This is a genomic window from Ferdinandcohnia sp. GQ5 (assembly GCF_059759275.1).
On sequence record NZ_JCAXEW010000028.1, the window covers coordinates 21,770 to 42,439 of the forward strand.

The 20,670-nt window shown below is 40.6% G+C and carries 21 protein-coding genes and 1 riboswitch; of the genes, 18 read left to right on the forward strand and 3 right to left on the reverse strand.

Annotated features, from left to right (window positions below):
- Positions 1-14 precede the first annotated feature (14 nt).
- The 8 genes from AC6CHV_RS24300 (at position 15) to AC6CHV_RS24335 (ending at position 6,975) form a co-directional block, all read left to right on the forward strand.
- Positions 15-473: a YhcH/YjgK/YiaL family protein gene (locus AC6CHV_RS24300; RefSeq protein WP_498079832.1), complete on the forward strand. Its 459-nt coding sequence runs from the start codon at positions 15-17 to the stop codon at positions 471-473.
- A gap of 104 nt (positions 474-577) precedes the next feature.
- Positions 578-1,255 carry an FCD domain-containing protein gene (locus tag AC6CHV_RS24305; RefSeq protein WP_498079833.1) on the forward strand — a complete coding sequence of 226 codons (678 nt, stop codon included), beginning with the start codon at positions 578-580 and terminating at the stop codon, positions 1,253-1,255.
- Between the two features lie 135 nt (positions 1,256-1,390).
- Positions 1,391-2,410 carry a zinc-binding dehydrogenase gene (locus tag AC6CHV_RS24310; protein ID WP_498079834.1) on the forward strand — a complete coding sequence of 340 codons (1,020 nt, stop codon included), beginning with the start codon at positions 1,391-1,393 and terminating at the stop codon, positions 2,408-2,410.
- Positions 2,411-2,540: 130 nt separating this feature from the next.
- Positions 2,541-2,906 (forward strand): hypothetical protein, encoded by a 366-nt coding sequence (locus AC6CHV_RS24315; protein ID WP_498079835.1) that lies wholly within the window; start codon positions 2,541-2,543, stop codon positions 2,904-2,906.
- Positions 2,907-3,035: 129 nt separating this feature from the next.
- The gene (locus AC6CHV_RS24320) at positions 3,036-3,164 is read left to right on the forward strand and encodes a YwzD family small protein (protein WP_498079836.1); all 129 of its coding nucleotides are present in this window, start codon (positions 3,036-3,038) and stop codon (positions 3,162-3,164) included.
- Between the two features lie 315 nt (positions 3,165-3,479).
- Positions 3,480-4,451 carry a Gfo/Idh/MocA family protein gene (locus tag AC6CHV_RS24325; protein WP_498079837.1) on the forward strand — a complete coding sequence of 324 codons (972 nt, stop codon included), beginning with the start codon at positions 3,480-3,482 and terminating at the stop codon, positions 4,449-4,451.
- Positions 4,452-4,788: 337 nt separating this feature from the next.
- Positions 4,789-4,874, forward strand: a riboswitch (cyclic di-GMP riboswitch).
- Between the two features lie 88 nt (positions 4,875-4,962).
- Complete coding sequence (locus tag AC6CHV_RS24330; protein WP_498079838.1) at positions 4,963-6,639, forward strand: methyl-accepting chemotaxis protein; 1,677 nt, start codon at positions 4,963-4,965, stop codon at positions 6,637-6,639.
- A gap of 186 nt (positions 6,640-6,825) precedes the next feature.
- On the forward strand, positions 6,826-6,975 hold the full coding sequence (locus AC6CHV_RS24335; RefSeq protein WP_498079839.1) for a DUF4083 family protein: 150 nt from the start codon (positions 6,826-6,828) through the stop codon (positions 6,973-6,975).
- Between the two features lie 88 nt (positions 6,976-7,063).
- On the opposite strand, the gene AC6CHV_RS24340 is transcribed toward AC6CHV_RS24335, so the two are convergent.
- The 3 genes from AC6CHV_RS24340 to AC6CHV_RS24350 form a co-directional block, all read right to left on the reverse strand.
- The gene (locus AC6CHV_RS24340) at positions 7,064-7,519 is read right to left on the reverse strand and encodes a hypothetical protein (protein ID WP_498079840.1); all 456 of its coding nucleotides are present in this window, start codon (positions 7,517-7,519) and stop codon (positions 7,064-7,066) included.
- A 179-nt stretch (positions 7,520-7,698) separates the two neighbouring features.
- Positions 7,699-8,631 (reverse strand): polyisoprenyl-teichoic acid--peptidoglycan teichoic acid transferase TagU, encoded by a 933-nt coding sequence (tagU, locus tag AC6CHV_RS24345; protein WP_498079863.1) that lies wholly within the window; start codon positions 8,629-8,631, stop codon positions 7,699-7,701.
- Between the two features lie 459 nt (positions 8,632-9,090).
- Entirely contained in the window at positions 9,091-9,912 is an 822-nt protein-coding gene (locus tag AC6CHV_RS24350; protein ID WP_498079841.1) for a purine-nucleoside phosphorylase, read from the reverse strand.
- A 133-nt stretch (positions 9,913-10,045) separates the two neighbouring features.
- Between AC6CHV_RS24350 and rbsK the strand changes: the two genes are divergently transcribed.
- From rbsK to AC6CHV_RS24400, 10 genes are all read left to right on the forward strand, one after another.
- A complete protein-coding gene (gene rbsK, locus AC6CHV_RS24355; protein ID WP_498079842.1) occupies positions 10,046-10,978 on the forward strand; it encodes a ribokinase in 933 nt (310 codons plus the stop codon).
- Positions 10,979-11,059: 81 nt separating this feature from the next.
- The gene (locus AC6CHV_RS24360; protein WP_498079843.1) at positions 11,060-11,986 is read left to right on the forward strand and encodes a nucleoside hydrolase; all 927 of its coding nucleotides are present in this window, start codon (positions 11,060-11,062) and stop codon (positions 11,984-11,986) included.
- 200 nt (positions 11,987-12,186) lie between these two features.
- On the forward strand, positions 12,187-13,335 hold the full coding sequence (locus AC6CHV_RS24365) for a M20/M25/M40 family metallo-hydrolase (protein WP_498079864.1): 1,149 nt from the start codon (positions 12,187-12,189) through the stop codon (positions 13,333-13,335).
- A gap of 171 nt (positions 13,336-13,506) precedes the next feature.
- The gene (gene purU / locus AC6CHV_RS24370; protein WP_498079844.1) at positions 13,507-14,394 is read left to right on the forward strand and encodes a formyltetrahydrofolate deformylase; all 888 of its coding nucleotides are present in this window, start codon (positions 13,507-13,509) and stop codon (positions 14,392-14,394) included.
- Positions 14,395-14,607: 213 nt separating this feature from the next.
- Positions 14,608-15,474 carry an SIS domain-containing protein gene (locus AC6CHV_RS24375; RefSeq protein ID WP_498079845.1) on the forward strand — a complete coding sequence of 289 codons (867 nt, stop codon included), beginning with the start codon at positions 14,608-14,610 and terminating at the stop codon, positions 15,472-15,474.
- 186 nt (positions 15,475-15,660) lie between these two features.
- A complete protein-coding gene (locus AC6CHV_RS24380) occupies positions 15,661-16,695 on the forward strand; it encodes a DctP family TRAP transporter solute-binding subunit (protein WP_498079846.1) in 1,035 nt (344 codons plus the stop codon).
- 68 nt (positions 16,696-16,763) lie between these two features.
- Entirely contained in the window at positions 16,764-17,276 is a 513-nt protein-coding gene (locus AC6CHV_RS24385; RefSeq protein ID WP_498079847.1) for a TRAP transporter small permease subunit, read from the forward strand.
- Positions 17,276-18,553 (forward strand): TRAP transporter large permease subunit, encoded by a 1,278-nt coding sequence (locus AC6CHV_RS24390; RefSeq protein ID WP_498079848.1) that lies wholly within the window; start codon positions 17,276-17,278, stop codon positions 18,551-18,553. The genes AC6CHV_RS24385 and AC6CHV_RS24390 overlap by 1 nt, the downstream gene beginning before the upstream one ends.
- Positions 18,554-18,669: 116 nt before the next feature.
- On the forward strand, positions 18,670-19,707 hold the full coding sequence (locus AC6CHV_RS24395) for an alcohol dehydrogenase catalytic domain-containing protein (protein ID WP_498079849.1): 1,038 nt from the start codon (positions 18,670-18,672) through the stop codon (positions 19,705-19,707).
- Between the two features lie 130 nt (positions 19,708-19,837).
- Positions 19,838-20,662 carry a 2-amino-3,7-dideoxy-D-threo-hept-6-ulosonate synthase gene (locus tag AC6CHV_RS24400; protein WP_498079850.1) on the forward strand — a complete coding sequence of 275 codons (825 nt, stop codon included), beginning with the start codon at positions 19,838-19,840 and terminating at the stop codon, positions 20,660-20,662.
- Positions 20,663-20,670: the final 8 nt, after the last annotated feature.

Genomic DNA, 20,670 nt, shown 5'->3' on the forward strand with positions numbered 1-20,670 from the left:
TTGGAGGAATCATTGTGATTATTGATAAATTAGCAAATGCACATTTGTATGAAGGTGTGCGACCACGTTTGAAAATGGCACTCGATTATTTACGCGAAACAGACCTTACGGAACTTCCTGTAGGGGAATACGAAATTGATGGCGATAATGTTTTTATCCAAATTCATGAATATGAAACAAAGAGCAGTGAAGAAGCGCGTTTTGAATGTCATTCTCGCTATGCCGATGTGCAGTATATCATTCGTGGTGAGGAAAAAATGGGTTATACAAATGTCGAGAATACTAGAGTAGTAGAAGAGTTGAAGGAAAAAGATCTTTACTTCTTAGAGACTGTAGCAGAGGACCGCTTCCTTGTGAAGGAAGGCATGTTTGCTCTTTTTACACCAGAGGATGCTCATATGCCAGGGATGTACACAAGTGCACCGAAGCCAGTGAAAAAGGCTGTTGTCAAAGTTCTTTGGAATGAACGATAGGACCTATTGGTAGAAAAATAGGCTGAAAGCGCTTTGAACACCTCTTGCGAAAGGAAATTCTTTAAATTATCCTAAAGATAGAAGATTGAAAGGTGGGAAGATATTTGGAGTCTGTTACGGATTTACCCGGTGCTTCATTGGGAGAAAAAATAGCATATGAGCTTCGCTTAGAAATTATAAAAGGTACGATTAAAAATGGTGAGACGTTATCAGAAAACCAAATAGCTTCTAAATTTGGAACAAGTCGATCGCCTGTAAGGGAGTCGCTCAAAATCCTACAACACGAGGGGTTAATTCGACTTGAAAGAATGGGCGCTGTTGTACAAGGTCTAACCCCTAAAGGAATGAGTGAGTTATATGATGTACGGATTCTCATCGAAAACTTTGCGATTAAAAAACTTTTAGCGGATGATTGTGAAACAACGGTTCAAAAGCTTTCTGTTACCATTGATAAAATGGAAATGGCAGCAAAGCACGGAAACTATATGGAGTTTGCCTATTATGACTTGCAATTCCATGAGACTATTATCATTGATACAGGACATGAAAGAATATTACATTTGTGGAATAGCATCTGCCAAATCATATATGCGGCCATGCTTGTTGCAACTGAAAAAAGGTTTTCTTCGAATGCCCATGAAATCGAACCTTTATTAAATCAACACCGAGCTATCGTGCAATACCTCAGTTCTAAGGACAGCCAACAAATTAATAAAATCTTAAATGAGCACTTTGAAGATATGATTGATAGTGTTGGAAAAAGTATTTCAAAAGGACAATAAGTATCTGAAGACAGGCATAGCAACGGAAAGGCACATGACGACTTTCAGTGCGGTACACCTGTTAAGATACTTTTTAAAAATATAGGTTGTCGACAAGTATACAGACGTCTAACGACTCAATAAGGAGGATGAGATATGAAAGCAATCATGATAAATAAACCCTTTGAAGTGGAAGTCAAGGAGGTTCCAAAGCCAGAGATTACTGACAGGAAAGACGTTATTATAAAAGTCATAGCTGGTGGGATTTGCGGTTCAGATGTGGGGATCTACAATGGTTCAAACTCGCTTGCGACATATCCACGATTAATCGGTCACGAATTTGGTGGGATTGTGGAATCTGTTGGCAGCGGGGTAACGAAGGTTAAAGTGGGCGACTTAGTCGCTGTCGATAATGTCAATAGCTGTGGAACCTGTTACGCTTGCCGAACTGGTCACCACAATGTTTGCTCTACTGTTGAGGTAACAGGTGTACATCGTGATGGCGGATTTGCTGAATATGTAAAAACAACCGAAGAAAATGCCTATAAGGTAAACAAGGATACGACGAATCCACTTCATGTGTCTCTTGTTGAACCATACTCAATTGGCGTTGAGGTGAATGAACGTGGCCGAATCACAAAAGGAGACAAGGTGTTGGTGATGGGTTCGGGTCCAATCGGGGTTGCTGTAATGCAGGTGGCTAAATCACGCGGAGCAGAAGTGATCATGACGGATCTTGTGAACAACCGTTTGGAGCGTGCAACAGATATGGGTGCAGACCGAGTGGTAAATGTTCTTGAGGAGAGCCTAGCAGAAGCAATTAACGAGTTTACGGATGGAGAGGGTATACCCGTGATTGTTGACTCTGTTTGCTCACCGAGAAGTTTAGAAGAGGCATTGGAATTCGTTTCTCCTGCAGGTCGAATCGTCGCATTAGGGACTGGTAACAAACCATCAGAAATTCCACAAGTCGCTTTTACAAAAAAAGGTGTCGATGTAGTTGGATCACGTCTGAACAATTATCGATTCCCACATGTCATCGAATTACTAGAATCGGGTGCCATTACACCTGAAAAAATGCATACACATACCTTCGAATTTACTGATATCAAAGCAGCACTGGAAGAAGTCATTAACAATAAAGATGAGGTTTGCAAGGTTGTATTGACTTTTTAAATACGAATAGGTTAATAGAACTAGTTCAGAATGAAGTGCCCTACCTTTAGTACCATTTTTACAGAAAATAAAGGAATTTGTCGATTTCTGTGTAATCTGTAGAATGAAGCTACTAAAGGGAGGGTTTTGAATGGGGAACTTTGTCAAAGTTTTAGGGATTGTGCTGGTGTTGTTAATGCTTGTACTACCTGGAAATACTGCATTTGCTCATGGGGATGATTGCGGATGTGGCGACTATTTGCAAGGAGCAGAGCGTAACAAGGCGGTTGCGAGCATATTGAAATCGAATGAATTTAAAGTGGTGAAAGCAGATAAAAAGAGTAACGGATACCAGTTTGTCGGGGCTAATCAGATTATGGCAATAAAAATGCCTAACTCTGAGGGGAAAGTCTACACAATGGTCGCTGTTCCGTTTGTTCACGAAAATGGCGAAGTGTTATTATCAGTTTTTGCGGATGGAGTTCATATGGGTGACGGACCTCCTCCAGTACAATAAGTAAGTTTTGGCCCCTGATAAATCGTTAGGGGTTTTTTGTTGAAGTTTTGTCACAATTTTCCTTTGCAAAATTTGCTGAATAGTGTAAAATGGATTTTAATTGGAAAATGAAAATGGTAGGTAAAAAGTATGAGTTCTGAACAACTTTTAAAAATAATGGTAGACATTCAGAAAAAAGTAGAAGAAACAACTACTATCACAACTGAAGAGGTTATGCAGGATTTAATTGGCAAGTTAAAAGATTGTCACTCTGTATAACTTGATCAATTTTAAGGATGAAGTCAGAGGATGAACTCTGGCTTTTTTTATTTCAAGATAAAGCCTTTCGTAATCTCCTAAAATATGAGAATATGTAATTGTTTAGTAACTTTATTGCTTAGAAGTCCACTACTTATATTAGTAAGACAATGGTAAAAGAGTTTACAATTTAAGGAGTATAACCCTTGGCTGAATAAAGTTATGCCTCCGGCGGATGCCACGATTTTTCAGTGGATTTTTTTCGAGAAAGCTCGAAAAAAATCGGGCGCAAATACGCCAAGGCGCATTTGATTCAATAATTTAGGAGGAACTCAGATGACAAAGGTTCGTTTTGGTGTTTTATCAACCGCGAAAATTGCGCGAAATACAGTGATTCCAGCGATGGAGCGTGCACATAATGCAGAGGTTGTGGCTGTTGCGAGTGAAAGCGGGAAGGCGAAAGACTTTGCTGTTGACCTTGGCATTCCAAAGCATTATGAATCATACACCGATTTATTGAATGACCCTGAAATTGATGCGGTGTACATTCCGCTTCCAAATCAACTACATAAACAATGGGCGATTGAAGCTGCGAAGCACGGAAAACATGTGCTTTGTGAAAAGCCAGCAGCATTGACCTCACAAGACGTGGAAGAGATGGCGACAGCTTTTAAAGAAAACAATGTGATTTTCATGGAAGCGTTCATGTATCAGTTCCATCCACAGCATAACCGTGTGAAAGAAATGATCGCAGGAGGCGAAATTGGTGATGTGAAGTTAATTCGCTCAACATTCTCCTTCCTCCATGATTTGAATTCTGGAAGCATTAAGATGCAAAAGGATCTTGGTGGCGGCGTGTTATATGATGTGGGTTGCTATTGCATCCATGCAAGTCGTTTGATTACGGGTGAAGAGCCAGTTGAAGTGAAGGCAGCTGCAAACATTCACCCGACACATGACGTCGACATTACGGCAGCAGGTACGCTGAAGTTTGAAAGTGGCGTAATTGCGAACTTTGATGTTAGTTTTGAGCAATCATTTAAGGAGCAGTATGAAGTGGTCGGCACGAAAGGTTCGATCGTAGTGAAGCATGCATTCCGTCCTGACAATGAAGGTGGAAACGGTGTGCTTGTGGTGAACAACGAAGGAGGCCAACGTGAAGAAACGGTGCAAGGTGACCAGTATAAGCTTCAGGTGGAGCATTTTGCAGAAAGTGTTCTTTCTAATAAACAACCGATGTACAACCTTGATGAAACGTTGAAAAATATGCGCGTGATCGAGCAGGCACTTACTTCCGCTCGTAACTAAAAAGTCAGCCCCCGGGCTGGCTTTTTCGTTTCTTCCTTTTTTACTCTCCCTTACTCAAATCTATCAAAATTTCTCTCCCAAACATGTATATCTATCAAAAATCCGGCAATACTAGATTACTAGAAGATGGGACACAGGGACAGGTCACTTGTCCCAGAAAAATGGAGGGATTCGAAGATGATGAAGGTGAATGTGGAGTTACCTGAGGTTCTACCGGCGAATAAGGAAGATTTTATGAAATTGTTGCTAGAATTAGTAGTGAAAAAGTAATGGGAATTATGATGTGGTCTATTGTTGAAGAGTAGAAAAACTTATATACTAATAGAAGAAAACGTATATCAGAATAGGGCAAACTCTCCGAAAGGATTGGACGCAAAGCCTAGGGTCTACCGTACACTGTACCATGATCGCCTGGCTGCCAATAATGTACGCTTGTTGGGCCATTCTTTTAGTGATTGGTCTTATTTTTTTGCCTGATTTTCTACTATTCTACGAGGAAGAGGTACCATAGATGAAAAGTATTCGAACAAGGTTATTTGTTAGTTTTTTTGCCATTATCATCCTTTGTATAGGCTTAGCGACCTATAATTACATAGCGGTGTCCAATATGAATCAGAAAACGGACGATGTTGTGTCGGAGGAACTCTCCGTTTTACTAGAATATGATAGTTTGAAATACAATATTGCCCAGAGTATTGCGCTTGCGAGGGCGTATGTACTGTATGGGGATGATACCTATAGAAATGAGTATGATGTTTACTCGGTAGAATTTGATTTAACGGATCGAAAATTAAATGCAATGAAGGTAAAAGAGGTTGAAGAGCTTATAAGAGAAATGAAAAATTGGCGTGAATTGATGAAGGAAAAAGTTTTTGCCCCTTATGATAGCGGGGATACTGAGCTTGCGATGCATAATTTGAAGACGTATATCCAGCCGAAGTCAAATGAATTGATGGAACAAGTTAAAAAGCTCACGGATGATCGAGAAAGACAGATTGTCTCAACGGGTACGGACGTTGTGAAATATGGTCAATCCGTGAACTTTGTAGGACTTCTGGTCACAGCTGCTGTGATTATTTTAGGAATTGTGATTTCGATTTATACCTCTGTGGTGATTGCTAGACCGGTAAAAAGTGTTGCAAGTCGAATGAAGGCGATTTCCAATGGCAATCTTCAATCGGACCCAATTAAAACGAAGCTCAAAGATGAAATTGGTCAGCTTGTTTTGGCGGTTAATGAGATGAATGAAAATTTAAAAGGCATGTTTAAGAAAATGGTTGTCGTCTCCGACAGTGTCACTGGTCAAAGTGAAGAATTGACCCAGTATGCGGATGAGGTTATGGCGGGCAGTCAGCAGATAGCAGTCACAATGGAGGAACTTTCACGCGGTGCAGAAGACCAGGCGACGTCTGCTACCACATTAATTGAAAAAATGTCCACGTTCTCGGACGAAATCATGCATGTAGCGGTTAAGGGCGATAGTATTAAGGAACAATCACAAGGCATGCTTGCCATGACAAACGACGGCAGTTCATATATGGAAACATCGATTCAACAAATGTCGAGCATCTATGAAAAAATGAAACAGTCACACGCGCTTGTTGTTGGTCTGGACCATAAAACAAACGAGATTACGAAGCTTGTTAAAGTTATTCAGGAGATCGCGGGGCAAACGAATCTTTTAGCATTAAACGCAGCAATCGAGGCAGCCCGCGCAGGAGAACACGGAAGAGGATTTGCGGTTGTTGCCGATGAGGTTCGAAAGCTTGCAGAACAGGTTGGTAAATCGGTCGCAGAGATCACAGAGATTGTAAAAGGTATCCAAACAGAATCAAAGCAGGTCGTTCAATCCTTAGATGACGGCTATCAATCCGTTGAAGAAGGCACCAACCAAATTCAAACGACCGGAAAAACCTTTAATGAATTGAAACGAACAATTGAAGAAATCGGTACACAAATAGAAGCAATGTCAAGCTCGTTATACGGGGTACTTGAAGATACAAGAGAGATTAGCGGTGCCATCGAAGGAATTGCGGCTGTCGCTGAAGAATCAGCTGCTGGCGTTGAACAAGTATCCGCAACCGCCCAGCAATCCAGTAGTTCCATGGAAGAAGTCGCCAAAAGCGCCAAACAACTCGAAGAAAACGCCGGCGAACTAAACGAACTCATCCAAGCCTGGGACAAATAGTGCTGGGGGAAGGACCCTTAGGGCAAATTTCATGTGCCAGGATTCCAGCCGCCGCTGTAACCTCCACTTTGGGTCCCAGCTGAACCTTGGGACACAGGGACAGGTTCCTTGTCCCAGAAGGCTGATGGACTCCTCCACAAGTGCCATGGTATATTATAGAAAAAAGGGAAGAGAGGAACTTCAGTAGTGGTAAATATCGGTGACATTCTTTTTCAATTATTTGCACTTCTCGTTCCATTAAGCATAATAGCGGTACTCGTTTATGTGGTACGGTTCTCAAAGCGGGTTAAACGAATGGAAGCGAAGCTAGATGAACTATCGAAAAAAGTAGAGTAGGACTTGGGAGAGAATCCCAGGTCTTTTTTTCTGAGAGTGTTGGTGACCAGTTTTTATCTCAGAAAAAGGATGCCAGTGTTGGCATCCTTCATTTTTTTACACTTACTTTAACATTACGAAACATGAATTTGGTTTTTTCTTGTTTGTTCGTGAGTACCATCGCGTCAATCTGGGAGGTGGTATCCTGCAGCTCGACCTCAAGCTGAATCGTCCGCCACGGATCATGCAAGCCAATCACCGGCGATACCGTCTCAGCTAAAAAAGTTCCTCTTGCATCAGTCTCATCCACAAGTAAGTAAACGGCGGCCTCTCCCTTCACCTGAACCTCAAATATAATTGTTTCCCCACCTTTTACCCCTCTAGGTGAAAAAACAAATCCTTCGTTTTCCTCAGCGCCCTTCGTTTTTACCTCAAAAGTACCTTCCTCGACCTGTACGACCGTAGCGCTCACACCAAAAAACGGTGACTTCTTCTCCGCAGCAGAAGCAGGCGATACCGAAAGAAATAATAATGCTATACAAAGTAAAAATTTGAATTTCATCATAAGGACCCTCCTTTGAAACAATGAGTCTGTTCCATTAGTATGTGGAAAAAGGAGGAAAACATGTAAGGCATAAAAAAACAACCGGTATTATAACCGGTTGTTTACCAACTTCTAATTCCAAGATGTGGTGGGACAAGGGACCTGTCCCTGTGTCCCACCGAACCCCTTTGCATATCTACCTATTCGATTTCTAAGTGTTTTTTCAAGCGGGATGAGACAGCTTGGCGTTCGTCTTCGGAGACGATCCAGTACCATGCGTCTAGGGTTTTGCCGACACCATCGATGCTGAATTGCTCAATGTTATGACGGGCATCCTTGTAGTTTGCCTGTATAGTTTTCATCTCGTCAAAGGAAATATCGGTTGTGACGTTATTGCCAAGTGCTCCAAGAATGTCATCAAATTTGGTGACGGAAGAGAAACTTGCTCCTTTGTTGATAATCCCTTGGATGACTTGCTTTTGACGATCTTGTCGACCAAAGTCACCACGAGGATCGTCATAGCGCATTCTTGCATATTTAAGGGCTTCTTCTCCGTTTAGAGTTTGAGTTCCTTCGGAAAATGACGCACCATCATATGAGAACGCAAATGTACTGTTCACTTGAACTCCGCCAAGCGCGTCAACGATTTGTTGCAGACCTTCCATGTTTACCTTTATATAATAATCCACCGGTACGTCTAGGAAGTTCTCGACGGAATCAATCGTCATATCAACGCCACCAAATGCGTAGGCATGGTTGATTTTATCTTGAGTTCCTCTGCCAACAATTTCAACGCGTGTATCACGTGGGATACTCAACATTTGCATGGAATTCGTATTTGGATTCACAGTAACCATAATTAACGTATCAGTACGACCCTTGTCGCCCGAGCGTTCATCAACACCCATGAGCAGAATGGAAATCGGATCTTTTTTACTGATATCGATCTGTGTAGTTCGTTTGTCGGAAGGACCTCGGTCTTCATGCATCTTTCCAACCGTACTCGCTACTGATTGATATAAATAGACGGCGTATCCACCGATAGCTAATAATATAACAAGAAAGATCGTTCCAATAACCTTTGGCCATTTCCGCTTCGTTTTCTGTTTCGAATGGCGGTCAACACGACTCATTTCAATCAACACCTTTTTTAAGATTAGGATAATCAAAAACTGCACAATATATTAGACGTATTAGAGGCAGAAAAGGTTTCAGATTTGCGTGAGAAAATGTCTATGTAGGTCGAAATTTAGCGAAGAGAGCAAAAGTGTGTGCGTATTTGTAACTCTATCCAAAATGTTAGATTAGTAGAGTCTCAAATCTGCAGGAAAATGTAACAAGGTACAAAATTTTCTAATTTATTTTACAAATTAAATCTGTTGTGGTATTTTTAAAATAATTAGTCACAAAACGCACTTAAAATTCCATTCTCCAAAACACTAATACATTTCAACGATGAACCATTTTCCCAGTCCTTGGGAGCTGCAACCGCAGTCGTATTGGATTTTGAAAGAGAATAAAACAGGCAGGGGAGATATCCCCTGCTTATTTACGTACACTCGAGACAAGGCCTACCCCTCGTCCCCTTCTCTTTATTCTATTCTCTCTAAAACCCCTTTTACTAGCTCGATGAATTTTGTTTTGACTCTACCTGCTACCTCGATTACTTCATCGTGGCTTAAGGGTTGGTCTAAGATTCCGCAGGCCATGTTGGTTAAACATGAAATACCAAGAACCTTCATGCTTGAGTGTACAGCGATAATTGCTTCTGGGACGGTTGACATTCCAACTGCATCGGCTCCAAGGGTACGGATCATCCGTATCTCAGCTGGCGTTTCGTTAGCTGGACCACTCCACCAGGCATACACACCTTGTTGTAATGTAATCTTTTTTTCATCAGCAACCGCAGTCGCAATTCCTCGTAGCCCTTTGTTGTAAACCTCGGACACATCAGGGAAACGGGTTCCTAATTCAGGATTGTTCGGACCAATCAATGGATTTATTCCAACTAAATTAATGTGATCCGTAATTAACATCAAATCCCCAGGGCTAAAGCTTGTATTCACAGCTCCACATGCGTTTGTGATAAGTAGATTTTCAATGCCCAGTGCTTTCATTACACGTACGGGAAAAGTCACCTCATCTAGCGTGAAGCCCTCATAATAGTGGAACCGCCCCTTCATTGCCGCAACAGTTTTTCCCATCAATTGTCCAATCACAAGCTCATTCGCATGGCCAACTGCTTCCGACTTCGCAAAATGGGGAATCTCGTTGTAAGGGATGACGATTGCATTTTCAATTTCATCCGCAAGCGTGCCAAGCCCCGAACCAAGAATCATCCCGATAGTCGGTCGATGATCCGTTTTACTCATTATGTAGTTCATTGCCTCCATAATATCTGCAGTTTTATGCATATGCATATTCCCCCTAATTTGTTTCAGAGCAATAGCTTTTGCTACTGCTCATTTGTTTGTCTATAATATTCTATATGAAAATCGTGTTTTTTCAAATTTGGGACGAGGGTCCTGTCCCATGGGAGGATATTAAATGAGTGCGGATGTTGTTGTGGTGGGTAGTTTGAATGTGGATATGGTGGTGAATGTGAAGGAGCGACCTGAATGGGGTGAGACGGTACTCGGTCATGGCTTTTTTACAGGAAACGGTGGGAAAGGTGGTAACCAAGCGTATGCAGCTGCGAAATTAGGGGCATTGGTCGCAATGTTGGGCTGTGTCGGGGACGATCTTTTTGGTAAGCAGCTTTTAGAAGGATTGAATGAAGTCGGGGTGGACACGTCAAATATTGAAAAGATAAGTGGCGTTTCATCCGGCGTTGCGGTGATCAGTGTAAATGCCGAAGGAGAAAATAGTATCGTTGTTTCACCAGGCGCCAACGACCATGTGACACCAGATTATGTGTCTAAATACGAAGAGGTCATCCGTAAGGCGAAGCTTGTGATGATACAGTTGGAGATTCCTTTGGAAACGGTCATCGAAGTTGCAAATATCGCGCATACATATAATGTCCCCGTTATGCTCGACCCTGCACCTGCACGAAAGCTTCCCGATGAGCTATTAAAAAAAGTGACCTACCTTGTTCCGAATGAGAGCGAGCTAGGAGTTGTAGCGGATACGAAAATTACGGATGTGGAATCTGCTAAAAAAGCTAGCAGTTGGCTATTGGATAGAGGTGTTGGGACTGTTTTTGCTAAGCTTGGCGGAAAAGGTGTTGTTGTGTCTAGGGAAGAAGACACGTTTGCTATCAACCCGCAATCTGTTGTTGCGGTTGATACAACAGCAGCTGGTGATGCATTCGCTGGCGCACTTGCCACAGCGCTTGCTGGCGGCAAAAGTCTGCAAGAAGCAACGGAGTTTGCAAATGCCGTCGGTGCCCTAACCGTCACCAAAAAAGGCGCTCAAGCCTCAATGCCAACACTAGAAGAAACAAACAAATTACTAAGGACAAGTGACAATGGCCAGTAGTGGGTCACGGGGATAGGTCTCTTGTCCCAGAAAAAAATGGTGGGACACGGGACCTGTCCCTCTGTCCCAGGGAGGTAAATGATGAAGAAGGTTATTTTTGATGTAGATACGGGGATTGATGATGCAATGGCGATTGCGTATGCAGTGAACTCGCCGGAGCTTGATATTATTGGGTTAACGACATGCTATGGAAATGTCGCAGTTGATGAGGCAACCAGAAACACATTGGCTGTTTTAGAAAAGCTAGGTAGAAACATCCCGGTATTTGCGGGTGCGGACAAGCCCCTAAATCGAAATCCGCGTGAAGGCTTTGCGAAACATGTGCATGGGGAAGATGGATTAGGGAATGTATTGGATTTTGAACCTCAAACATCAGCGAAATCAGAGTATGCGGTAGATTACATCATTGAACAGGTCAAAAAGCTACCTCATGAAGTAACAATTATTGCCGTTGGGCCGTTGACAAACCTGGCCTTAGCGGTTCAAAAGGCACCGGAGATTGTGGAGCTGGTCTCCGACGTGGTGATTATGGGCGGAGCAGTTTTTGTACCTGGGAACGTAAACCCATATGCAGAGGCGAATATTTTTACAGATCCTGAAGCTGCGGAAGTCGTGTTCGCATCAGGATTACCGATCACCTTAGTCGGATTAGATGTGACGATGCAAACCTTGTTACCAAGACAAAATGTGGATGCGTGGCGAAATGCTGGATCCGAAGTCGGGGAGTTTTTTGCGAATATGGTCGGCTTTTATCATGACTTTTATGAATGTGCTAATCCTGGAATTGGCGGCTGTGGTCTCCATGACCCATTGGCAGTCGGCGTGGCTATTGACCCGAGTTTAGTGAAAACAAAGTACATAGGAGTTGGCGTCATTACTGAAGGAGAAGAAGACGGCAGAACTGTGCCGCTTTCAGAAGAAGAAGAGCCTAAAATCAATGTCTGTACAGAGGTTGACGCACCAAGATTCTTAGAACACTTTCTAAAAAGAATGCCTGCAGGCCAATAAAAAAATTTCAAGCCCATGCTCTTAAAACTAGTAGCGTGGGCTCAGTTGTTGTAATATTGTAATAATAAACGGGAAATGGGTTTGGGACACGGGGACAGGTCCCTTGTCCCAGGAAAAAAATGGTGGGACGAGGGACCTGTCCCTCTGACCCAGGGAAGCAAAAAACCCTGGTCCCACGTATGAAGGTGGCATGGATTGTGATGGAACAACAGGTTGTGGCGTATTTGAAGGAGAAAGAGTCTGAGATGGTGGAGGTTCTGAAGGGGTTAGTCGAGATAGAATCTCCATCTCATGATAAAGAGGCGGTTGACCAAGTCGGTGAGCAGGTTCAGCAGCTCTATAAAAAGTATGTGGGCGGCTCAATCCAAAAGTTTGATAATGAGCATTATGGGGATCATTTCCGCTGTGAATTCGGTAAGGGAGATGAGCAAATTTTGATTTTGGCCCATATGGATACCGTTTGGCCAAAGGGCACACTTGAGGAACTCCCATTCCGGATTGACGGAGACAAGCTTTATGGACCAGGCTCATTTGATATGAAAGGCGGCATTGTGCAAGGTTTGTTTGCGATAAATGCGCTTAAAGCACTTAATGTTCCTTTGAAAACAAAGGTTGTCATGTTGTTTACGTCGGATGAGGAAATTGGTAGTGAGTCATCGCGTGACTTAATCGAAGCAGAAGCGAAAAAGAGTAAATATGTGCTTGTTCTGGAATCCGCGGCAGCTTCAACCCAGGGGAAACTTAAAACATCTCGCAAGGGTGTCGGCATGTTTACAATAAAAGTACAAGGTCGCGCAGCACATTCAGGCATCGAGCCTGAAAAAGGAATTAGTGCAATTGAGGAGTTGGCACGACAAACCATATATTTACATGACTTAACGGATTTCGAAAAAGGAACAACACTCAATATCGGGCTTGTAAAAGGTGGAAGTGCTTCAAACGTAGTCGCTGCAGAAGCAGAAGCAGAACTGGACTTACGTGTGAAAAATAACGCAGAATTTGAACGCGTTATTCCATTAATTCAAGGTATAAAGCCAACCAAAGAAGGTTTAACGGTAGAGGTAACGGGTGGAATTAACCGTCCAGTTATGGAAAAAACACCGGAAATCAGTAAAATGTTCGAAACAGCAAAAGATATAGCGAAGGAACATCTTGGCTTCGAACTAGAAGATCAAGCAAGTGGTGGAGGTAGTGATGGCAGTTTTGCATCACAATTTGCACCAACCTTAGATGGACTAGGGCCAGTTGGCGATGGTGCACATGCCTCAAACGAGCACCTCCTTATCTCGCAAATGCCAGTAAGGAGTGCACTAGTCGCCCTACTCATCGCAAAACTAGCAAACGAATAAGCGGGTCACAGGACAGGTGGGACACAGGGACAGGTACAGTGTCCCAGAGAAAATTGGCCAGACATAGATCCGCTTATCCCAATATGGGAAACAGGGACAGGTTCACTGTCCCAGGAAAAAATTGGTGGGACGAGGGTCCTGTCCCTTCGTCCCAAATGTGAGGTTATGGATATGTTTTTTAATAGGGAAGAGTTTCAGCGTAAGAATGAGAATCGTGGAAGGTTGTTGGTGAGTTGTCCTGACCAGCCTGGAATTGTGATGGCGATTTCTCAATTTTTATATTCGTTTGACGCGAATATTATTGAATCAAGTCAGTATTCGACCCACCATGAAGAGGGTACATTTTATCTTCGAATCGAGTTTGACTGCCCATCTTTAACGGAGAAAAAGCCTGAGATGGAGTCCGCATTTTTAGAGATTGTGGACAAGTTTTCAATGAAGTGGAAGCTAATTGACGTTCAAAATGTGAAAAGAACAGCGATTTTTGTTTCAAAGCAGCTTCACTGTTTGCATGAACTTTTATGGGAATGGCAAAGCGGAGACTTGATGACAGACATTGCGCTCGTCGTGAGTAATCATGAGGACGCAAGACCTGTTGTTGAAAATCTTGGCATTCCGTTTATTTACATACCGGCAAACAAGGACATCCGTAAACAGGTGGAAGAGCAGCAGCTTCAAATTTTAAAAGAGTATGATATTGATTTAATCGTATTGGCTCGTTACATGCAGGTGTTAACACCTGACTTTGTGGCGGAGTATCCAAACCAAATCATCAACATTCATCACTCGTTCCTACCAGCGTTTGTCGGGGCTAGACCGTATGAGCGTGCCTATACACGCGGGGTAAAATTAATCGGTGCAACCTCTCATTATGTAACGAATGACTTAGACGAAGGCCCGATTATTGAACAGGATACTGCTCGTGTTGACCACCGTGACGATGTAGCAAGACTGAAAAAAATCGGACAAAACGTAGAGCGAAGCGTGCTCGCACGTGGGGTAAAATGGCATCTGGAAGACCGAATTATCGTGGATAATAACAAGACAATTGTGTTTTAAACTGTAACAAATGTATTTTTATTGAGAAGTGTTCTACAGGAACACTTCTCTTTTTTTGATAACCTTACAAAGATAAAACTTTTTACCATAGCAGTAATAGAATTAAAATTATCTGTATTTGAGCAAAGCAAAAATAATACTAGTAAACAACACAATATTTTAATAAAATAATAAATACATTAAAATGTTTGTACATAAGAAAGGGGCAAATAGATGAGTGAGTTAAATGTTAATACCAATCCTGGCTTTTTTACAAGAATAAATGCTGCGATGACAAAGCTTAGAGATTCAGAAAAGAAAATTGTCGATTTCATTGAGAAAAACCAAGATGAAATTATTCATTTGTCAATAACTGAGGTGGCAGAAAGAAGTGAAACAAGTGAATCTTCTGTCGTACGCTTATGTAAGCGTCTAGGATATAAGGGATTTCAAGATTTAAAAATTCATTTGGCAAGAGAATTAATCTCTCCTGAAAAGCAAATACATGAAGTGATTGAAAAAGGAGATGATGTTGAAAAAATTAAAAAGAAGGTTTTTCAATCAAACATTCAGGCACTTTATGATTCGATGGAGGTCTGTAGTGATGAAGAGATTCAAAAAGCAGTGAATGCAATCTCGAAGGCTCGGTTGATAGAATTCTATGGTAACGGTGGGTCAGGAACTGTGGCATTAGATGCTCATCATAAATTGTTAAAACTAGGGATTAAATCTTTCGCTTATAGTGACTCTGTATTACAGGCAATGTCTGCAAGTGTTCTTACGGAAAATGACGTTGTTATCGGAATTTCTCATACTGGTTCAAATACAGATGTTTTAGCAGCGATGAAACTAGCAAAAGAAGCAGGCGCAACTCTCATTTGTATTACGAATGCATCTAAATCACCGATCACAAATATCTCAGATATTGTTTTACAAACAGCTTCTAAGGAAACGCTTTTTCGAACAGACGCTATCTCATCAAGGATTGCACAATTAACGATTATCGATATCCTAGTAGCTGCAGTTGCAAACCAAAAATATGAACTAACCTTTAACAATCTTCAAAAAACGCGAAGATCGACTATTGATAAAAAGCTATAAAAGACATCAAAAACAAATTGTGAAAAAAATATTCATTTTTTTTAAATATAACTTGAAGGAAATTACCACCATGTGATATCATTGAGTCACAAGTTAAGTATTCTGAAAATTCTGGGGTGCTTAATTCTTTTTTTATTCTGATAAGTAAGCGTTAACAAAACAAAAGGGGTTAAAGGGGGAAAAGAAATGAAGAAGATACTCACATTATTTTTAGCGGTATTATTATCAGTAGCTTTAGTAGCATGTGGTAGTTCTACAAGTGGTGGAGAGGAAAGTGGATCAGATAAGAAGGTAACTTTTACACTAGCTACTCCGGATCCAGATGAGGCATCTGTAACTCTAGCTGCAAAAGAATTTGCGAAGGTAGTTTCAGAGAAAAGTAATGGGTCAATTGAAATTAAGGTTCATGCAAATGGAACCTTATATGGTGGGGATCCTTCTGCTGCAGTTAAGCAACTAGGGGCAGGAAGTTTGGATATGCTTGTGCTTTCAACTTCTCTTTATGCAAACTTTGAACCGAAATTTAGCGCAATCAGTATTCCGTATTTATTTGATGATAAAGACCAATTTGTTTCTTTTTTAAATGGAGATCTTGGCACTGAACTATTAGGCTCAGTATCTGAGTTAGGCATTCATGGATTAGGATATTGGACACGTGACTTCAGACAAATCACAAACTCTAAAAATCCAATTACAAAACCAGAAGATTTAAAAGGACTTAAGCTACGTGTACCTAACAATCCATTATGGGTTGAGTTTTTCAAAGGGGCAGGTACAGTAACAACTCCAATGGATTTTAGTGAAGTATATAACGCGTTACAATTAAAAACAATCGATGGACAGGAAAATCCACTTGGTGTTATCACTTCAGCGAAAATGTATGAAGTACAAGAATACTTAACAATTTCTAACCATATGGCTGATGGCTGGGTAGTAGGAATTAACCAAGAAAAATTTGATTCTTTAACAGATGAGCAACAAAAGATCTTAAACGAAGCTTCAAAAGAAATTCAAGGTTGGGCTTTAGATTATGATAATAAAGAAGCTGCAACAGCGATTGAGTTCCTTGAAGGTGAAGGAGTTAAGGTTAATGAGCTAACAAGTGAACAGCAACAGTTATTCGTTGAAATTTCAAAGAAAGCGTATCCAACATTTAAAGAACTTGTAAAAGATGATGAGTTCTTTACAAAAGTACTAGAGTTTGTTGGGAAAAGTGAGTAAATTTAGGTGAGTTTACGGTCCCTAAATAAATAAGGGACCGTATTTAACATCAAGTGAGGGAGAGAGCTATGGTAAAGGATGGGAATAAAAAAATTAATCCTGTATTTCGAGCCATCAATAGCATAACTGATACATTGGCCTCCTTGACGGCTGCGGGCATATTTGTAGTAGTAATCTGGCAAGTCATTGGTAGATTAATAGGGCAACCGGCACCGTGGACTGAGGAATTAACAAGATTTATGTTTATATGGTTGATTTATTTGGGAATTGGAATTGGTTTTCGTAAAGTCGAATCTGCAAGGGTTACCTTACTTATAAGCTATTTGCCAAAATTTTTACAAAAGGGATCGGTATGGATTTATAGTATTGCCTCAATTGGATTCTTTATATTTATGGTTGTATTAGGAATCGAATTAATGTCACAGCAAATTAACACCAATGAAACTAGCTCTGTATTGTTATTACCAATGTGGATTATCGGACTTTGTGTTCCATTTTCGGGTTTGATTGGGATTATCAATACCATCCAATCACTCATATATGACCGTGCGCTTATTGAAGAAGAGGAGGTGGAGAATTAATGTCAATTTTTTTACTTGTATTATTCTTCATCTTAATGTTTATCGGTATACCTATTGCTACCTCACTTGGTATTTCAGTAGTTGCGAGTGTAATTATTTTTACAGATGTTCCAATTAGTATCGTTATTCAATCAATGTATAGCTCGATGAATAGCTTTATCATGGTTGCCGTTCCGCTCTTTATCCTGGCAGGAATTATCATGGATGAAGGTGGAGTTGCAGAAAAAATCTTTGACTTTGCAAAGAGTCTTGTTGGTTGGATGACTGGTGGACTAGGTCACGTAAATGTTCTAGCAAGTTTGATTTTTGCTGGTATGGCTGGTTCTTCTGTTGCGGATATTGCTAGTACTGGTCGTATTACAATAAATGCGATGACCAAAAACAAATATCCCTTAGAATATGCAGCAGCATTAACGTTAATAACGTCAATGCTAGCAACAATCGTTCCACCAAGTATATTAATGGTAGTAGCTGCATCAACAGCAGGTGTTTCAATAGGAGCAGCCTTGGTTGGGGGGCTAGTACCGGGTTTAATTATTGCTCTTATTTTTATGGGGTACAACCATTATTATAGCAAAAAACATAATTTTGGGGTTCATCAAAAATTTGAATGGAAGGTACTTGGTAGAGAATTCATACGTGCTTTCCCAGCATTGTTAGCGCCAGTAATATTGCTTGCTGGTATCTTAAGTGGAATATTCACACCGACAGAGGCAGCTGCCATTGCGGTATTATATACATTATTTGTAGCGTTATTTGTTTATAAAGGATTATCTTTTAAAAAATTACCGAATATCTTTTTTAGAACAGCAAACCTAACAGGTACTATTCTTTTTATCGCAGTAACTGCGAAGGCAGCAAGTTGGGTGTTTGAATATGATGGTCTTCCTACAAAGGTAGCAACCTTCATTAGTGGTATAAGTGATAATAAGATTGTAATTATGTTGTTGTTATTTGTATTTCTAATTATTGTTGGAATGTTCATGGATGCAACAGCTGCAATATTTATCCTTGTTCCAATTTTAATGCCAACAATCCATTCAGTAGGTATCGATCCTGTGTTTTTTGTGATTTATTTAGTAGTACTTCTTTCAGTTGGATTAGTTACACCACCGATTGGAGTATGCCTATATGCTACCTCTAATATTACAGGGATGAAGATAGAAACCTTAAGTAAAGCAACCTTACCATGGTTAGTTGTAACGTTTGCTGCATTACTGTTGTTTATTTTTGTACCTCAGTTAATAACAGTACCGATTAGTTGGTTTGATTTATAATAGCTAGATGAAATTAGGGAGAAAATATTCTCCTTAATTTTAATAAAAAATATGAAGGAAATTTCCACCTAATATTGTATACTATATATTAAGACGAAGCGGGAGTGTGGTTTGAGATGAAAGCAGCAGTTTTTCATGGACCAAACAAATTACAATTAGAGGAAGTGCAAAAACCACAAATTAACGAGCATGAAATTCTTTTAAAAGTTAATGCAAGTGCGGTTTGTGGAACAGACGTCAGAATCTTTGAGGGAAAAAAAACAAAGGGAGTACGTACTCCTTCCATTATTGGTCACGAGCTTGTAGGAACAATTGAAGAAGTGGGATCTGAGGTGAAAGATTTCTTCACAGGTGACCGAGTTGGGGTAATGCCTGTTATCCCTTGTCGTAAATGCTACTATTGCCAAAATGGGAGAGAAAATGTATGCGCAAACCGTACTGCTATCGGGTATGAGTATGACGGTGGTTTTGCTGAATATGTACGAATCCCAAGTGCTGCAGTAGAAGCTGGAAACATCGTTAAGATTCCTGACAATATTTCATTTGAGCAAGCGGTAGTAACTGAACCCTTAGCGTGCTGCATCAATGGCCAACGAAAAGCCAATGTAAAAATGGGTGATGTTGTCGTTGTTGTTGGAGGAGGCCCAATTGGACTAATGCATGTGCAATTAGCAAAAATTGCGGGTGCGAAGTCAGTTATTTTAAGCGAACCAATTGAACACCGTCGTGAAAGAGCTATTAAGGCTGGTGCAGATTTTGCAGTAAATCCAAATGAAGAATCTCTTGAGGATCTTGTATTAAATCTAACAGATGGCCTAGGTGCAGATGTTGTTCTCATGGCTATTGGCGTACCTTTCTTAGTAAAATCCTGCGCAAACCTTCTGAAAAAAGGTGGAACTTTGAACTTGTTTGCTGGATTTACAAAAGGAGTTTTATCTGAGATAGATCCTAACATCATTCACTATAATGAAATCACAGTCAACGGTACCTCTGCATTAACACGTGCAGATTATCATAAATCCTTAGCATTGATTGCCGCAGGTAAAATTAATACGGAAGTACTAACGACAACTGGATATACATTAGATACCATCGAACAGGCTATTTTAGATGTTAGAAATGGAAATGGAATGAAATCGGTTATTACGTTATAAGATTCGTAGTCTCCTAGGATTGGATAAACTTTAATGAAGAAAATAGTAAAGGTTCTTGAAAAGTGTGTGTGTGATTCCCTTTAAGGTAACTATAAAATGACAAATATTAATAACTAAGGAGTGTTTTATTATGGCATTATTAGGTAAAGAAGTTCGGATGAGTAGATTATTAAACCAAGATACTGGAAAACTATTAGCTGTTGCAGTTGATCAAGCGATGGCAAGAGGCATTTTCGATGAATTAATGCCAATCAATCGTAAGGTAAGTGAAATTGTTGCAGGTGGACCTGATGCAATGACAATGCATAAAGGGATTGCGGATATGAGCTATCGTCCACATGTCGGAAAAACAGGTCTTATCTTAAAGCTCTCTACTTTTTCACCATGGCAGCCAAATTATGATGCTTGGGTTACAGAAGTGGATGAAGCTGTTCGTTTAGGAGCAGATGCTGTTTCAATGGGTTGTATTGTTGGAGGAGATGATCAACCTGAACAACTTCGTAATCTAGGAATCGTTTCAGGTCAGGCTGCTGCCTTTGGAGTTCCAATGATTGCACATATCTATCCGAGAGGAAACCAAATACCTGATCATGAAAAGAATGATTGGAAGCATGTTGCATATGCGGTACGTGCGGGTGCTGAATTAGGCGTAGATATTGTGAAAACAAAGTATACAGGTAATCCTGATACATTCAGAAAAGTAGTTGAATCAACACCTGGTAAAGTTGTAGTTGCGGGTGGAGACAATGGAAATAACATTGAAGACTATTTCCAAATGGTATACGATGTTATTGATGCTGGAGGTACTGGTATTACATTCGGTCGAATCGTTTGGAATAACCCAAATCCGACAGCAGTTGTAAAAGCGTTTAAAAACATTATCCATCATGGTGGAACAGTAAAAGAAACAGTAGAATTGTATAATGAGTTAATTAATCAACCAGCAAACGTATAATACAAATA

Bases quoted from the DNA above. Each gene is read 5' to 3' on its own strand.
- AC6CHV_RS24310 (WP_498079834.1), top strand. From the start codon at position 1,391: ATGAAAGCAATCATGATAAATAAACCCTTTGAAGTGGAAGTCAAGGAG.
- AC6CHV_RS24315 (WP_498079835.1), top strand. From the start codon at position 2,541: ATGGGGAACTTTGTCAAAGTTTTAGGGATTGTGCTGGTGTTGTTAATG.
- AC6CHV_RS24320 (WP_498079836.1), top strand. From the start codon at position 3,036: ATGAGTTCTGAACAACTTTTAAAAATAATGGTAGACATTCAGAAAAAA.
- AC6CHV_RS24325 (WP_498079837.1), top strand. From the start codon at position 3,480: ATGACAAAGGTTCGTTTTGGTGTTTTATCAACCGCGAAAATTGCGCGA.
- AC6CHV_RS24330 (WP_498079838.1), top strand. From the start codon at position 4,963: ATGAAAAGTATTCGAACAAGGTTATTTGTTAGTTTTTTTGCCATTATC.
- AC6CHV_RS24340 (WP_498079840.1), bottom strand. From the start codon at position 7,519: ATGATGAAATTCAAATTTTTACTTTGTATAGCATTATTATTTCTTTCG.
- tagU (WP_498079863.1), bottom strand. From the start codon at position 8,631: ATGAGTCGTGTTGACCGCCATTCGAAACAGAAAACGAAGCGGAAATGG.
- AC6CHV_RS24350 (WP_498079841.1), bottom strand. From the start codon at position 9,912: ATGCATAAAACTGCAGATATTATGGAGGCAATGAACTACATAATGAGT.
- rbsK (WP_498079842.1), top strand. From the start codon at position 10,046: ATGAGTGCGGATGTTGTTGTGGTGGGTAGTTTGAATGTGGATATGGTG.
- AC6CHV_RS24360 (WP_498079843.1), top strand. From the start codon at position 11,060: ATGAAGAAGGTTATTTTTGATGTAGATACGGGGATTGATGATGCAATG.
- AC6CHV_RS24365 (WP_498079864.1), top strand. From the start codon at position 12,187: ATGGAACAACAGGTTGTGGCGTATTTGAAGGAGAAAGAGTCTGAGATG.
- purU (WP_498079844.1), top strand. From the start codon at position 13,507: ATGTTTTTTAATAGGGAAGAGTTTCAGCGTAAGAATGAGAATCGTGGA.
- AC6CHV_RS24375 (WP_498079845.1), top strand. From the start codon at position 14,608: ATGAGTGAGTTAAATGTTAATACCAATCCTGGCTTTTTTACAAGAATA.
- AC6CHV_RS24380 (WP_498079846.1), top strand. From the start codon at position 15,661: ATGAAGAAGATACTCACATTATTTTTAGCGGTATTATTATCAGTAGCT.
- AC6CHV_RS24385 (WP_498079847.1), top strand. From the start codon at position 16,764: ATGGTAAAGGATGGGAATAAAAAAATTAATCCTGTATTTCGAGCCATC.
- AC6CHV_RS24390 (WP_498079848.1), top strand. From the start codon at position 17,276: ATGTCAATTTTTTTACTTGTATTATTCTTCATCTTAATGTTTATCGGT.
- AC6CHV_RS24395 (WP_498079849.1), top strand. From the start codon at position 18,670: ATGAAAGCAGCAGTTTTTCATGGACCAAACAAATTACAATTAGAGGAA.
- AC6CHV_RS24400 (WP_498079850.1), top strand. From the start codon at position 19,838: ATGGCATTATTAGGTAAAGAAGTTCGGATGAGTAGATTATTAAACCAA.